The sequence below is a fragment of the Nocardia sp. PE-7 genome, from assembly GCF_030486425.1.
Lineage (GTDB): Bacteria > Actinomycetota > Actinomycetes > Mycobacteriales > Mycobacteriaceae > Nocardia > Nocardia salmonicida_A.
Genome location: NZ_CP129614.1, coordinates 3,632,843 through 3,646,225, shown reverse-complemented (window position 1 = coordinate 3,646,225; position 13,383 = coordinate 3,632,843). Strand labels below are relative to the sequence as shown.

Here is a 13,383-nt window from a genome sequence, read left to right as displayed (position 1 = left end):
CTCAGTGTCCTCCTGAGGACGGTGGGGCGACCGTCACGGTCGCGCCGGTGAGCACGGAGCCGAGCAGAAGCTGCTGCGTGGTGTTCGGGCGTCTGCCCAGGAACGCGGCCACCGCGGCGGGGCCGGTCAGCGCGACCGGTCCGGCGCGATGGCCGGGTGGCGGTCCAGCAGAACTCGCGGGGGCGGTGATGCCGGGAATCACCAGACCGGGCAGCGAGAGTCCGGGAATGTTCGGCAGCGCGGGCAGATCCGGCAGGGTAGGCAGTGCCGGAATGGTGGGAATCGGCGCAGGCCCCGCGGAGGACAGCCAGCCCGGGATCAGCTGTGCCGGATACGACTGTGGCGCCGGGGAATCCGGGATGCTGCCGGTCTCGCACCGTGGTCCGGCCTGGCTGCCGTAACGCGGGCAGTCGGCCGCGGTGTACTGGCGGAACGGAGTGAACGAGACCGTGACATCCCATTGCATCTGCCTGCTGGGCCCCCAATTGAACACGGTGGCCAGCCGACTCAGGGAATCACCGAGTGCGGTGACGGTCTCACTCAACGCCGACGGATCCGCCGCGAGCGCGCCGAACGTCTCGTCCAGTCCGACGACGAGTTCCTTGCCCGCGTCGGGGTTCCGGGCGAACAGCGCCTGGGTCGCATCGGTGGCGGTACCTGCCGAGGTGAGCAGTGCGATCACCTGGTTACGGCGAACGGTGATCGTATGCGCCGTCTGTACCGATTTGCCGAGGGCATCGGTGAGTTCGGGCGCCGACTGATTCACCGCCGCGGTGGCCGCACCGAGATCGCCGAGCAGATCGCCGATGCCGGGCAGCGCGCGGACCTCGGTGATCCACTGGTCGAGCCGTTCGATCGTGGAGCCGGGCATTCGGGTATCACCGTCGAGCGCCTCGGCCAGGGTGGCCAGCACACGGGCGAGTTTGGCGGGCTGGACGCGGTTCAAGACGTCGCGCAGCGTGGTCAGCGTGGTCTGCAGGGCGACTGTCGCGCGGCTGGTGTCCTGCTCGACGACAACACCTGCCCGCAAGGGCGTCGCGGCCGGTCCGTTGTCCACGAGTTCGACCGAGGTGACTCCGAAGATGTTGGCCGGCACGACACGGGCCGTCACCGAAGCCGGAATAGCCTCGGCAGCAGCAGGTTCCAAGTCCAGGTTCACCCGCTGGATCAGCCCCTTCTCGGCGATCTCGACCGCCGACACCGTGCCGACGAGTAGCCCGCGAAAGCGCACGTCAGCGCGTGCGGGCAGTCCGTCGCCGGTGCTGGTCATCAGTGCCGTCACCGCGACGGTTTCCTCGAAATGGCCCGCATAGCGCAGCCCGAGCAAGGCGACGACACCGGACAGGCTCAGCGTCATCGCCACACCGGCCACGCTCAGTCGCCCGCGCGACCAGCCGCGTCCACTGGGATCCAAATACATTTTCAGGTCCCCTATCCGGAGATTCGGATACCGGAGTCGACGCCCCAGATTGCGAGTGTGAGAAGCAGATTGAGGAAAACGACGACGATGATCGTCATCTTGATCGCGCGTCCGGCCGCGACTCCGACGCCTTCGGGCCCACCCGCGGCGATGTAGCCGAAGTGGCACTGGATGAAGGTGGCCACGAGCACGAACGCGACCGCTTTGAGCACCGAGTACACGATGTCGCCCGGGTCGAGGAACTGGTGGAAGTAGTGGTCGTAGGTGCCGATGCCGTTGTCTCCCAGGAAGAAAGCGGTGACTTTGGTGGTGAAGTAGGCGGTGGCCATGCCGACGCTGTAGAGCGGCAGAATCGCGACCGCGGCGGCCAGCATGCGGGTGGTGATCAGGTAGGGGAGTGGGCGGATCGCCATCGACTCGAGCGCGTCGATCTCCTCGGCGATCCGCATCGAGCCGATCTGGGCGGTGAACCGGCAACCGGCCTGAGCGGCGAAGGCGATGGTCGCCAGCAGCGGAGCCAGCTCCCTGGTGGTGGCGAAACCGGAGATCGCGCCGGTGAGCGGGCTCATCGTCAGCAGATCCAAGGCGGTATGCGATTCCATTCCCACCGTGATGCCGCCGAAGCCACACAGAATCAGGATCACCCCGACCGTGCCGCCACCGACCACCAGCGCGCCGTTGCCCCAGGTGACATCGATGATCAGGCGCACCACCTCCTTGCGGTAGTGCCGAAGGACGAACGGAATGGCCAGCAACGACTCGACGAAGACGACCCCCTGGTGTCCCAGTCGCGCATTCGCCTCGGTGAGCGGGGTGGTCGCGGCCTTGGCAGCGCGGAGCGGACGCAGCAGGGGCGGTATGTAAAGGGCCATCTCAGAGCACCTTGGAAGGGAACACGGTGTTGTAGATCTGGGTGAGCGCGATATTGGCCGCGAACAACACGATCGCCGAGCTGACCACCGCGGAGTTCACCGCGTTCGCGACACCACCCGGACCACCTTTGGTGTTCAGACCGCAGTCACAGGCGATGATCGCGGTGAGCGCGCCGAACACCGCGGCTTTCACCAGCGCGACCAGCAGATCACTCGCCACGGCGAACGAGGCGAAGGTGCTGATGTAGGAACCGGGTGTGCCGTCCTGAACGAAGATGTTGAACACGTAGCCGGTGGCGAATCCGACGAACACCACGAACCCGCACAGCAGAACGCTCACCAGCACCGCGGCGAGCAGGCGCGGCGCGACCAGCCTGCCGATCGGATCGACGCCCATCACCCGCATGGCATCGATCTCCTCGCGGATCGTCCGGGAACCGAGATCGGCGCAGATCGACGAACCGACCGCACCCGCGATCATCAGGCAGGTGACCAGCGGCGCGCCCTGACGGATGATGCCGAGGCCGTTGACCGCCCCGATGAAGGTCGTCGCGCCGACCTGGCTCACCAGCGAACCGATCTGGATCGACACGATGGCCGCGATAGGGATGGCGACCAGCAGCGTCGGAGTGGCTGAGACACCTGCCATGAAAGAGCTCTGACGGAGGAATTCCGACAGCGGAAAGCGTCGGTGAACCAGTGCTCGGAGCAGCTCCGTGGTGGCTTGCCACGCCATGGTGACCTGTCGGCCCGCGGTCTCGACGGACTGGCGTGGATGGTCACGCCACCAGTCGAGACAGAACCGGACAACTAGCTCGAAATCAGTTGGTGCAGTGGACTTATTGTCTATGGATATCATCTCGATCACCCCGTGTTCAGTGCGGTCGCCGAGCTGCTCGACCGGATCAGACCCTCTGATCTACACGGATGTATAAACAATTTCTACGCACCCGTAGTCAGCTGTCTGGGACTGTAGCAAGCCGAGGCTCCGGCCGCCGCCGAAACGGCCCAAGATGGGGCGGTGAGGGTGTAACTACTGGATGTGCCGCGTCCACGGTGAGCGGTCGGCCGCGAGCGTCGACGGCCGCGTCGGAGCCGGGAAAAGGGCTGGTCCGGGGCCACACTGGAAGCCGTGGACATCGACTCCCCAGACAACGTCCCGCAGGCGCCGGCACCAACCAGGATGCCGAAGTGGCTACCTCGGGCAATGGCGCTGGCACTGGTGTTCTTCGGGCTGTTCCTGCTAGCCGACTGGGCGTTTCATCGACTGACCGGAATCCTGATCATCCTGTTGGTCGCCTTCTTCATCTCGCTGGCGATGGAACCGGCCGTCGCGCTGTTGGTGCGACGTGGCGTCCCGCGCGGGCTCGCCACCGGTCTGGTCTTCGTGGGCACCTTCGCCTGTGTGCTGGCCTTTCTCGCCGCGCTGGTGACGCTGCTGGTGGAGACGGCCACCAACCTGGTCCGTGAAACGCCGCGCCTGCTCAACGAGGGCGTCGACCAGATCAATCACACCTTCGGCCAACACTTCACGATGCACGACCTCAGTCAGCGGATGATGCGCGAGTCCGACCTGCTCGAGAGCTACGCCCACACCGCCGCCGACAACGCCTGGGGCGTGTCGACCACCGTCTTGGGCGGTCTGGTCCAGATCCTGAGCATCGCCTTGTTCAGCGTCTATCTCACCGCGGGCGGTCCGAAGGTGCGGCGCACCGTCTGTTCTCTGCTTCCACCCTCCCGCCAGCAGACCTTCCTGCACGCCTGGGACCTCGCCATCGACAAAACCGGCGGCTACCTGTATTCGCGGGTACTGCTGGCGATCGTCTCCGCGGTCGCGCACGGGGCCTTCCTGGCGTTGCTCCACATCCCCAACCCCATCGCCCTCGGCGTGTGGTTCGGCGTGATCTCCGCGTTCATCCCGACCATCGGCACCTACATCGCCGCGACCGTCCCGGTGTTCGTGGCCCTGACCGTCGACCCGATGGACGCGGTGTGGATCATCGTGTTCGCGATCGTCTACCAGTGGCTACAGGACTATCTGTTGCAGCCGCGGATCACCGCGCGCACCGTCGACGTCAATGCCGCGGTCGCACTACTGGCGGTGCTCGCCGGTGGCGCGCTACTCGGAGCAGTCGGTGCGCTACTGGCCATCCCGGCCACCGCGACACTGCAGGCGTTCCTGTCCGAGTACATCAAACACTTCACGGTGACCGAGGATCCGCGCATCGAACAGACGACCCCGCGCCGCAAGCGAACAACTGCCGAACCCGCCGAGGACTGACCCGTGTCCCGACACAGCCCCACCCGCAAAAACAGCAGGTCAACTGGGCGATTTGGTTTCCGACAGCGCGTCGGATAATCTTTTGGCACACCAGCAAGTCCGGGTGGCGGAATGGCAGACGCGCTAGCTTGAGGTGCTAGTGCCCGTATTAGGGCGTGGGGGTTCAAGTCCCCCTCCGGACACGCACGTTAGCCCCAACAGGGGAAACATTCAAAGTAGCTCGATGCTCCAGGTGCGCATAGCGGACCTGGAGCTCGATTGCGTTATAGAGCTCTTGCTTGTGTTCGGGAGCTCCTCCCGCGAGGACCAAGCCGACATCTCCCAATGACTCGATAAGCTTGCGGACCTCCTTTTCGGTGAACCGTTGCGCTGCGGGGACGTTGTTCAACTCGACTTGCGCGGCGGCCTTGTCGGCTTGCGCGGAGTTCAATGCCTCGACGACCACATGGGGGTCGATTCCAGCTTCGATCGCAGCGAGATGGCGACCGATCCGGGTTTGTGCCTGTTCGATCCGTGCCTGCAGGGCAACACGGCGGGTGTCAGCGCCGTCGTTGTCTTGCGCTGCGAGCAGTGTGGCGATGGTTTCGTCAACATGTTCTCGGTTGAACAGGGTCGACAGCCAGCTGTCGAGGGGCTCGATCAGTTCTGCTTCGCGGAGATTGATCGTTGCGGGATGGACTGCTTGGACGGGGCTGCCGGGCGCAAGAGTGCGTGCACGGCACCGGTAGTAGACCGCGTCGCGAAGGATCTCCGCCTGCATTTTCCGGCCGCAGATGTCGCAGTGGATTCGTCCGCGGAACAGGTAGATGTTGCCGGATCGGATCGTGGTGGTGCGTTCGCGTTGGCTACGGGTTCGGTTGCTCATCTCAGCGCGTTGCTTGCGGAGCAGGGTGGCTTGAGTGAACGTCTCGACGGAGATGATCGCGGGGTGGGCGGGTCGCCGTGATCGCACGATGCGGTGTGCGGGTGAGCGTTTGAACCGCACGATGTGCCCGGCCGCGACGTCGTCGGGGTCTACAAGGACTTCGTGTTTGGTCCAGCGTCCGAAGAACGCGTAGCCGGTGTAGCGGGGGTTCTGCAGGATCGCCGAGACGGTGGAGGCTTGCCAGCCGTCGCCGGATCGATGCTTGTTCTGTTCTGGTCGATGTGCCGATGGGCAGGTGATGTTGTCGCGGTTGAGTTCGGTGGCGATGGCGCGATGGCCGCGCCCGTCGAGGTAGGCGCGGAAGATGCGCTGCACGACCGGTGCGGTGGCCGCGTCGAGGGACAGGATCCGCAGCTTCAGGTTGTCCGCGGCGCGGTTCGGGTTCGGGTGTGGTGGTCCGTCGACGACGAGGTAGCCGTAGGGCGGGCGTCCGCCTTGGTGGCGTCCTTCGTTGAGGACTTGGGCGTCCATGCTGGCGCGGGTGCGTTGCTGCACGTGCTGTCGTTCGGACTCGCTGAGCCCGCCGAGCATGTTCATCATCATCGAGTGGGTGACGTTGTCGGGGTCGTAGCGTCTGCCGAGTTCGGGAACCCAGATCGAGACGCCGTAGGCGTGGATGCGGGGAGCGACGAGGCTGAACTGGTTACCGAACCAGCAGCGGGTGCCTTCTCCGACAACGATTCCGGTCCATCCGCGGTCGGGGTTGCGGAGGTCTTCGAGGAGTCGGTTTGCGTGGGTGCGGCGATGCCATGGGACCGAGCGTGATTGGCCGATATCGAAGTAGCTGGTGACGATTGTGCCGTCGACGAATTTCTCGGCGTTGCCGAGTTGCCATTGATAGGAGGTTTCGGGGTCTTGGTTGTCTTCGGTGGAGCAGCGTCCGTAGAACGCGAGGTCTTCGTGACCGACTTCGAGGTCGTTGCTTTTCTCGAGGCCGAGAAGGTCGTCGAGGACGGCCCATTCGTTGTCGGCGGTGGCCATCAGATCTCCTCGGTGTCGGGGCCTTTCGGCGCAGATGTGTTGTTGCGCTGATGAACCAGGAAGCGCAGCAGTGCCCTCGCCGCTGATGTGTGTAGGGTGGGCGGGGTGTCAGGGCAGACGACTTCCAGTTCGGGAAGTCGCTTTTCAGGGCGGGGTCCGTCGACATCGTCAATGGGCATGTCGATGTCGGGATCGCTGGATCGCGATGTTTGTGTGGGAGATCGTCGGCAACGGCGGCCGAGCGATCAGCGAGGTGTGTGTCAGGTAGGTCGCGCACGCTCGGAGTCGGCGAATCAGCGCGGGTGGCAGCGGAATCGGTGAAGAGGATGGGAAGAGCGAGAGAGAGGGCACGGGTCACCTACTGTTGGGTTCCCGGTCAATGGCTCTTCCAGAATCGAGTATAGCTGCGCGAGCGAATATCACGTGATTTGGTCACGCACTAACCCTGCGGCAACTGATTTTCAGTGGGTGCGGAGCCGTGCGACGTAGCAGTTTAATGTCAGCCGTCGGTGGAAACCATCGACGTCTGGTACTGACGCGCGACCGTCCGATTCCCAAACCCCGCCAGCCGCGTCTACACTGTGAAACGTCAACCATTAGCTTGTATCAAGCCTGTGCGCGGCCGATTACTCAATCACGAAGGCCCCGAGCTCATTACTAGTGCCTCGTCAAGCAACCTTCGGTAGGTAATCCGGTCGCCGGATCTTGGAGTTGACAGCGAAGTCTCGTTTGGGTCGGGCATGCTGGTTATGCCAGCGGATGTAGGCGCCGATCGCAGCGTCCTGCTCGCCGTGGCTGCGGTGATCGGTACCGTTCAACGCGAAGTAGCGCAGCGCCGCGAACTCGGACTCGATCCAGTTCAACCACGACGAATAGGTCGGCAGGAACACCAGTTCCACGTCATGCTCGGCGGCCCACGCTCGAACCTCGGCCCGTTTGTGTGGGGAGAAGTTGTCGACGATGACGTAGAGCTTGTCGTCGGGCCAACGGGCGCGCAGCGACTTCAACAACCCGAGAAACTCCTGCCACCGCTTACGATCCCGGATCCGGTAATGGATCTTCCCCGTCGCCAGATCCAGGGCACCGAGGAGGTGCCGAACACCCTGAGTGCGGTGATATGTCGCCCGCAACCGTTTCGGCTTCCGCCGAGGAAACCAGCCGCGACCAGCACGGGGTTGCAGGTTCAACGGCCCGAACTCGTCGACACAGACCACCCGCCCGTCAACAGGTCGTTGGTCATAGAGATCGAGGATGCGGTTCATCTTGGTCGCGAACTCGGGATCGGTGCCGGCCTTCCAGGTCTTGACCGCCTGCCACGACACGCCTTCTGCCTTCAAGATCTTACGCAGAGTTTCACGGCTGATCTCGGCGATCTGGTTGGTGGCCAATACTTCTCGCAGCTTCGACAGACTCCAGACCGAGAACGGCCAGCCGAGGTCTCGCGGGCAGCACCGGGCGATACAGGCGATGCGTTCACGCGTCACCTGGTCCACCTTCTTCGGTCTGCCCGCGCTCCATTTTGGGTCCAAAGCCTCGAACCCCCGTTCGTTGAAGTCGTGGATCACTTGCCGCACATAGGCTTCGCTGACCTGCATCAACCGGGCGATCGCAGGAACAGGCTGACGTTGCGCCGAGGCCATCACCACAATCGCCCGCCGCATCCTGATCGGCTGCTTGCTCGTCTTCGTGATCTTCTGCAATCGGCGCCCCTCATCCGGGCTGACCTCTCGCACAAACACTTCCGGCTTCCTCGCCACCGGCACCACCTCCACCGGCGAGCATCTCCGGTCGTGGACGCCCGATCAACCCGACACCCGGTTACCGAGGCAACCTTCCTGGACGAGGCACTAGCGAGCTCGGGGCCTTCGGCGTTACGCGGGTGGGAGGGGCCGGACAGAGAGATCGGCAAATCGAATCCATACGCAGGGGGTCGACCGGCGGCCTGAGCGCCGATAAGCCGCTCTTTACCGGTGGCGAGTCGGATGAGGCCGTAATGATGCTGACGTGGAGATGTAGGGGTTGCGGTCAGCTGTGACCGGGGGGCGGTCACAGCGCGGTCGATACGGGTGGTCCAGACAGGTTCCCTGTCAGGACCAAAGATCCCAGGATGACAACCGGTTCCGGCAGATGGATGTGCTGGCCGCGCCACCCGACGATCTCAGTGCTGCCGAATTCGAGGATGCGCACGCGATCGGACACTGAGGTTTCGGAGTCGTGTTCAGCTACCGCTAGCTTTCCGTGACCACTGCGATATTGGCTACCCACAGATATCGTTACGTGTTGTGGAGCGTGTGGCTGGCCTTCGCGGCGGCCCTGCTCGGCCGCGGCGCGTTCGCGTGTCAGCTCGCCGTCATCCCGACGAGCAGCACGCGAAGTCCCCAGACGAACTGATCGACGGAGGACCAGGCGGCGATCTCCTCGAGGTGCGCCGCGGTGCGCGGCCACCGGAAGTAGCGGGGGCTTTTTCGGTCTCCGTCAATTTCGGATCAGTAGGGTAATTCCTGCGGCGACAAAGGCCAGTGCGATCGCCGCGATGCCGTAGCCGATCTTGTAGTCGCGCAGGCCGGGCACGAAGCGGTCCAATGCGAAACCACCGGCGCCGGTGAGGGCGAGGCTCGCCGCGGCCACGGCCAGGATCGTTTCGTATTCGACCCCCTTGGGGCTGAAGAAGCCGCCCCATTTCACGGAGATGGCGTTGAGCATCGTGCCGAGGATCGCCGCGGCGGCCAGCGGTGTGATCAGCCCGAGGATCAAGCCGATGCCGCCGAGGGTCTCGCTCACGCCGGCCAGGGCGGCGAACGCTTTCGCCGACGGGTAGCCGCTTGCGGCGAAGAAGCGTTCGGTGCCGTCGAGGCCGCCGCCGTCGAACCATCCGAACAGCTTCTGGGTGCCGTGCGCGGCCATCGTCGCGCCGACGCCGAGGCGAAGCACGAGCAGGCCGGCACTGGTGGCAGTGGTCGATGTTGTCGTCATGCTGTTGTCCTTATCGTGTCTGCTCGGCTCAGCCGATCTGAACCGAGCGTCGTGCCATCCCGAACCAGTAGCCGTCAATGACGGTGCGCAGGGAGTCGATGTCGTCGAGGCCGGCGCCGAGGCTGAAGAACAGCGGGGCGAAATGCTCGGTGCGCGGATGGGCCAGGCGGGGGGCGGGCGCGGTGTGCTCGAAGTCGAGCAGCGTGTCGAGATCGCGGTCATCGAGCGCTCGGCGGCCCCAGTCGTCGAACTCGGCGGTGAACGCGTGCACGTGCTGGTCGTCGGCGGTGAGCGCTCGCAGGTTGTGGGTGAAGAATCCACTGCCGACGAGAAGCACGCCTTCGTCGCGCAGTGGGGCGAGCGCGCGGCCGAACTTCATCAGGTCCTGCGGATCCAGTGTAGGGATCGAGAGTTGCAGAACGGGGATGTCGGCGTCGGGGTACATCTGGGTCAGCGGAACGTAGGCGCCGTGGTCGAGGCCACGTTCGGGGGCGTCGGCGACCGCGCCGCCGAGTAGTGCGCGGACCCGCGCGGCCAATGTCGGAGCGCCGGGTGCGGGGTAGCGCACGTCGTAATAGTGCGGAGCGAACCCGCTGAAGTCGTAGACCAGAGGCACGGTTGTGGTCGCACCGATGCTGACCGGTGCCGACTCCCAGTGTGCGGAGACGATGAGGATCGCGCGTGGTCTGGGCAGGTCGGCCGACCAGGCTGCGAGCTCGGCGGGCCAGGTGTCGTGGTCGATAAGCGGCGGAGCGCCGTGGGACAGGTAGAGCACCGGCATGGTCACGGTCGTCTCCTTCGGGTCGATTCTGGCCATGTTCAAATTTGAACAACCAGGGTTGCCTGGCTATTCCGCCGCTGGCTAGGGTTGCCGCATGGACGAACCTCGCTGGCTCGACGATACGGAGATGCGCGTGTGGGAACGATTCCTCGCCGCGGGCGCGCTGGTCGATCGCGCGGTCGACCAGCACCTGAAATCTGAGGGCCTCTCGCACACCCAGTACGAGGTGTTGGTCCGCCTGGCTGCCGCTCCGGACGCCGCGATGCGGATGACCGACCTCGCCGCAGCCCTTTACACCTCCAAAAGCGGGCTCACCTATCAGGTGGGCAAACTGGAGGAGGCTGGGCTGGTGCGCCGGGTTGAGCATGACACCGATGTGCGCGGGGTCAACGCTGTTCTGACCGACGCGGGTCGGGCCCGGCTCGCCGAAATTGCGCCCAGTCACGTCGAGCTCGTGCGGCGGGTGTTCATCGATGTGCTCGATCCGGCCCAGCGTGCGGCCATCGTCGACGGGCTCGGTGCGGTCACCGCGCGGTTGACCGAGTAGGTCTCGGCGGTTCACTGTCCCGCGTGCACGGTGAGCGCGGCGGTCAGCGTGCGAGAATCGGCCGAAGCCGACGGGTCGATGCCGGTGAGCTCGCCGATCCGGCGGGGTCGATCAAAAATGTTGGGGTGCAAGGTAATTCGTCACGAAGCCGTCTGCTGTCGATGCCGTGGCGCAGGCGTGTCCTAGCGCCTCGATCAGGTGGGAGCTGGGACCTACGCCGGGCGTCGCCGCGGTCGTCGAGTTCGTGCTGCAGGTCGGTGTTGATGCACCTCGGCGAGCTGATCTTCCAGGATTACGATCCGGCACGACGCGTCGAGCGGTGTACCGGCGTTGACGAGTTCGCGCATACGCGCGGCGATACGCAGTTGGTAGCGCGAGTAGCGGCGGTGCCCGCCCTCGCAGCGTTGCGCAGTCAGCAGCCAGGCCGCATTGAGGCCACGCAGAAACGCTGGGGTGACGCCGAGGATCTCCGCAGCGCGGCCCATGCTGGAGGCGGGGTAGGTGTCGTCGTCGAGTTTGTCTGCGGCGCTGGTGCCGTCGGTGGGAGGGGTGTTCGGGTGCTGCACAAGGTCTCGGGTTCAACGCCGCAAGGCCCCGGCACTCTGTGTGCCGGGGCCTTGATTTACGACTGAGGGATTGAGTTCAACTGTGTTCACCGGTCATGGTGGCCCGGTCTGAGATATCGCATCCGGCACTTCCAGGATGCGGAACTGGTAAAGGACTACTCAGTGGCAACCACCTCCTGGATTGTCGGGTTCCTCTTGCGGTACTGCCTTGCTGGTACTGCACTTGCCTTGTTTCATCGCCCCGTCGGCGGTCCGGCCGACTGCACCGGATTCTCTTCTCCGCCAGGCGAAGCGGTCGAGCTTTCCCGGGCAGCTCACCTGCCCGGCCATCTGACTTCTCAATCGGAACGAGAGCGACTGTATACGCCAACTTCGAGAATGTCTACACCCATCATCGTAGATTTTTTGCATGCGCCAAGGTTGCTCAGGTGTCTGAATGTGCTGTGCCTATCGGTGCCACCAATGCGCCCGCTTCTCCCCGCCAGCTGCGGGCACGATCGCGGGCGGTGGCATCCGGGCAAGGTTGGCGGGGTCGGCTTCTGGCCAGTGGCCCGTCAGATATCGACAACCGCACCGACTCTTTGCTTGTCACCCGCACTGCGATGGTCCACCGTACGCGAGGCTGGTTCCCATCGGGGCGCGCCGCCGATGCCCAACACGGCAGCAGCCCGTGCGTATCGAAGGTGTCGGGTGGCGGGAGCAGGTCCAAGGTGTCGGGGACCTTGAACTCGGACCGCACGGGATATTCGGTCTGAGCCGCCAGTGCTTCGGTGTCGATGAACCGGGTGCCGTTGGGGGAGGCGAGAACATACGGTTCCATCCATCGGCTTGCGCGAGGAAACCAGTTCGCCGACCTCCCCGGTCCCGCCGAGGTCGCGTACCGGAGCTGCCTGAGCGGGTGACGGGGGTCTCCGGCACAGTGTTGCCATGGGTTCGTCGGTCGCTGACTCTTTCACTGTCGCCACATTCAACGTCAACGGAATCCGCGCGTCACGTCGTCGTGGATTCGACAGTGGTTGCGGGCCCGGTCGGTCGATGTGGTCGCGCTGCAGGAGTTGCGTTGTTCCGCAGCCGATGTGGGAACCTTCCCGGCCTATTCGGCGGCAGTAGACGTCGGTTCCGTGGCCGGTCGCAACGGTGTGGCCGTACTGACCAAGGTTCCCGCCGCTGCCGTGCGGACGTGGGTGACCCACCCACCCAGGGCCCGCGGACTCGGTGAGTTCACCGCACAGGGACGTTATATCGAGGTCGACCTGGCCGACCGGCCGGTGACGGTGGCCTCTCTGTATCTCCCCAAGGGGGGTTTGCCCGCGCATCTCCAGCGCCCGGGATCGATGCGCGAACAGCCCGACGGTGGGGTCAAGTACGAACGCAAGCAGAGGTTCCTCGCGGCGTTCGCCCGCGAAGTGCACCGGAACCGGCTCGCTGCGCTGAGTGCGGGACGCGAGTTCGTCCTCACCGGGGATCTGAACATCGCACACACCCGCCACGATGTGACCAACTGGCGTGCCGCCCGCACGATGGACGGCTTCCTGCCCGCCGACCGCGAGTGGTTCAGTTCGATTCTGGGCACGCGTCGGCTCGTCGACGTGGTGCGACAGGTGCACGGCGATCGCCCGGGTCCACTGACCTGGTGGAGTTGGGCGGGGCAATCGTTCGCCAAGGATGTGGGTTGGCGAGTGGACCACCAACTCGCGACACCCGGTCTCGCCCGCCTCGCCACGTCTGTCGTCGTCGACAAGGAACCATCACCCGCTGAGCGGCTCTCCGATCACGCCCCACTCGTGGTGACCTACTCGGCAATGCCTGACTGAGAAGTTCTGGTGCCCTCGGCAGGACACACAAACATGGGCGACTGGAAAAATGCCTGGTCATAGTCGATGGCTACTCGATCTGAGCTCCAGCACCAACCGCTGCGTGGGGGTCAGGGGTTCGAGTCCCCTGCTATTTCTGTCCTGGCCCCCGTGAACCCTCTCTTAGCGGTGCCAGGCCGCCTGTCGAGCCCAGTTTGTGTACCCGATCTGCTGTTCCCCTGAT

At 64.7% G+C, this 13,383-nt stretch carries 10 protein-coding genes, 1 tRNA gene and 1 pseudogene; 4 read left to right on the top strand and 8 right to left on the bottom strand.

The window, feature by feature from the left end:
- Position 1 precedes the first annotated feature (1 nt).
- The 3 genes from QX204_RS17225 to QX204_RS17215 are packed head-to-tail and all read right to left on the bottom strand — an operon-like array spanning position 2 to position 3,151.
- Positions 2-1,420 (bottom strand): MlaD family protein, encoded by a 1,419-nt coding sequence (locus QX204_RS17225; RefSeq protein WP_301900751.1) that lies wholly within the window; start codon positions 1,418-1,420, stop codon positions 2-4.
- An 11-nt stretch (positions 1,421-1,431) separates the two neighbouring features.
- Positions 1,432-2,292 (bottom strand): MlaE family ABC transporter permease, encoded by an 861-nt coding sequence (locus QX204_RS17220; protein ID WP_301907891.1) that lies wholly within the window; start codon positions 2,290-2,292, stop codon positions 1,432-1,434.
- Between the two features lies 1 nt (position 2,293).
- Complete coding sequence (locus QX204_RS17215) at positions 2,294-3,151, bottom strand: MlaE family ABC transporter permease (RefSeq protein ID WP_301907890.1); 858 nt, start codon at positions 3,149-3,151, stop codon at positions 2,294-2,296.
- A gap of 273 nt (positions 3,152-3,424) precedes the next feature.
- Here QX204_RS17215 and QX204_RS17210 point away from each other — a divergent pair, with 273 nt between their 5' ends.
- Together QX204_RS17210 and QX204_RS17205 are read left to right on the top strand one after the other, a co-directional pair.
- The gene (locus QX204_RS17210; RefSeq protein ID WP_301907889.1) at positions 3,425-4,573 is read left to right on the top strand and encodes an AI-2E family transporter; all 1,149 of its coding nucleotides are present in this window, start codon (positions 3,425-3,427) and stop codon (positions 4,571-4,573) included.
- Positions 4,574-4,670: 97 nt separating this feature from the next.
- Positions 4,671-4,755: transfer RNA gene (locus QX204_RS17205), tRNA-Leu, on the top strand.
- On the opposite strand, the gene QX204_RS17200 is transcribed toward QX204_RS17205, so the two are convergent.
- The 4 genes from QX204_RS17200 to QX204_RS17185 form a co-directional block, all read right to left on the bottom strand.
- Positions 4,737-6,479 carry a recombinase family protein gene (locus tag QX204_RS17200; protein ID WP_301907888.1) on the bottom strand — a complete coding sequence of 581 codons (1,743 nt, stop codon included), beginning with the start codon at positions 6,477-6,479 and terminating at the stop codon, positions 4,737-4,739. The genes QX204_RS17205 and QX204_RS17200 overlap by 19 nt on opposite strands.
- Before the next feature lie 668 nt (positions 6,480-7,147).
- Positions 7,148-8,251 carry an IS630 family transposase gene (locus tag QX204_RS17195; RefSeq protein ID WP_301907887.1) on the bottom strand — a complete coding sequence of 368 codons (1,104 nt, stop codon included), beginning with the start codon at positions 8,249-8,251 and terminating at the stop codon, positions 7,148-7,150.
- 703 nt (positions 8,252-8,954) lie between these two features.
- The gene (locus QX204_RS17190) at positions 8,955-9,452 is read right to left on the bottom strand and encodes a DoxX family protein (protein WP_301907886.1); all 498 of its coding nucleotides are present in this window, start codon (positions 9,450-9,452) and stop codon (positions 8,955-8,957) included.
- A 28-nt stretch (positions 9,453-9,480) separates the two neighbouring features.
- Positions 9,481-10,269 carry a dioxygenase family protein gene (locus tag QX204_RS17185; protein WP_301907885.1) on the bottom strand — a complete coding sequence of 263 codons (789 nt, stop codon included), beginning with the start codon at positions 10,267-10,269 and terminating at the stop codon, positions 9,481-9,483.
- Between the two features lie 58 nt (positions 10,270-10,327).
- Here QX204_RS17185 and QX204_RS17180 point away from each other — a divergent pair, with 58 nt between their 5' ends.
- Positions 10,328-10,780, top strand: a complete 453-nt coding sequence (locus tag QX204_RS17180) for a MarR family winged helix-turn-helix transcriptional regulator (RefSeq protein ID WP_301907884.1) — start codon at positions 10,328-10,330, stop codon at positions 10,778-10,780.
- 212 nt (positions 10,781-10,992) lie between these two features.
- On the opposite strand, the gene QX204_RS17175 is transcribed toward QX204_RS17180, so the two are convergent.
- Entirely contained in the window at positions 10,993-11,265 is a 273-nt protein-coding gene (locus tag QX204_RS17175) for a MerR family transcriptional regulator (protein WP_367620203.1), read from the bottom strand.
- Positions 11,266-12,273: 1,008 nt separating this feature from the next.
- On the opposite strand from QX204_RS17175, the pseudogene QX204_RS17170 reads away from it, so the two are divergent.
- Positions 12,274-13,160, top strand: a pseudogene (locus QX204_RS17170) (exodeoxyribonuclease III).
- Positions 13,161-13,383 lie beyond the last annotated feature (223 nt).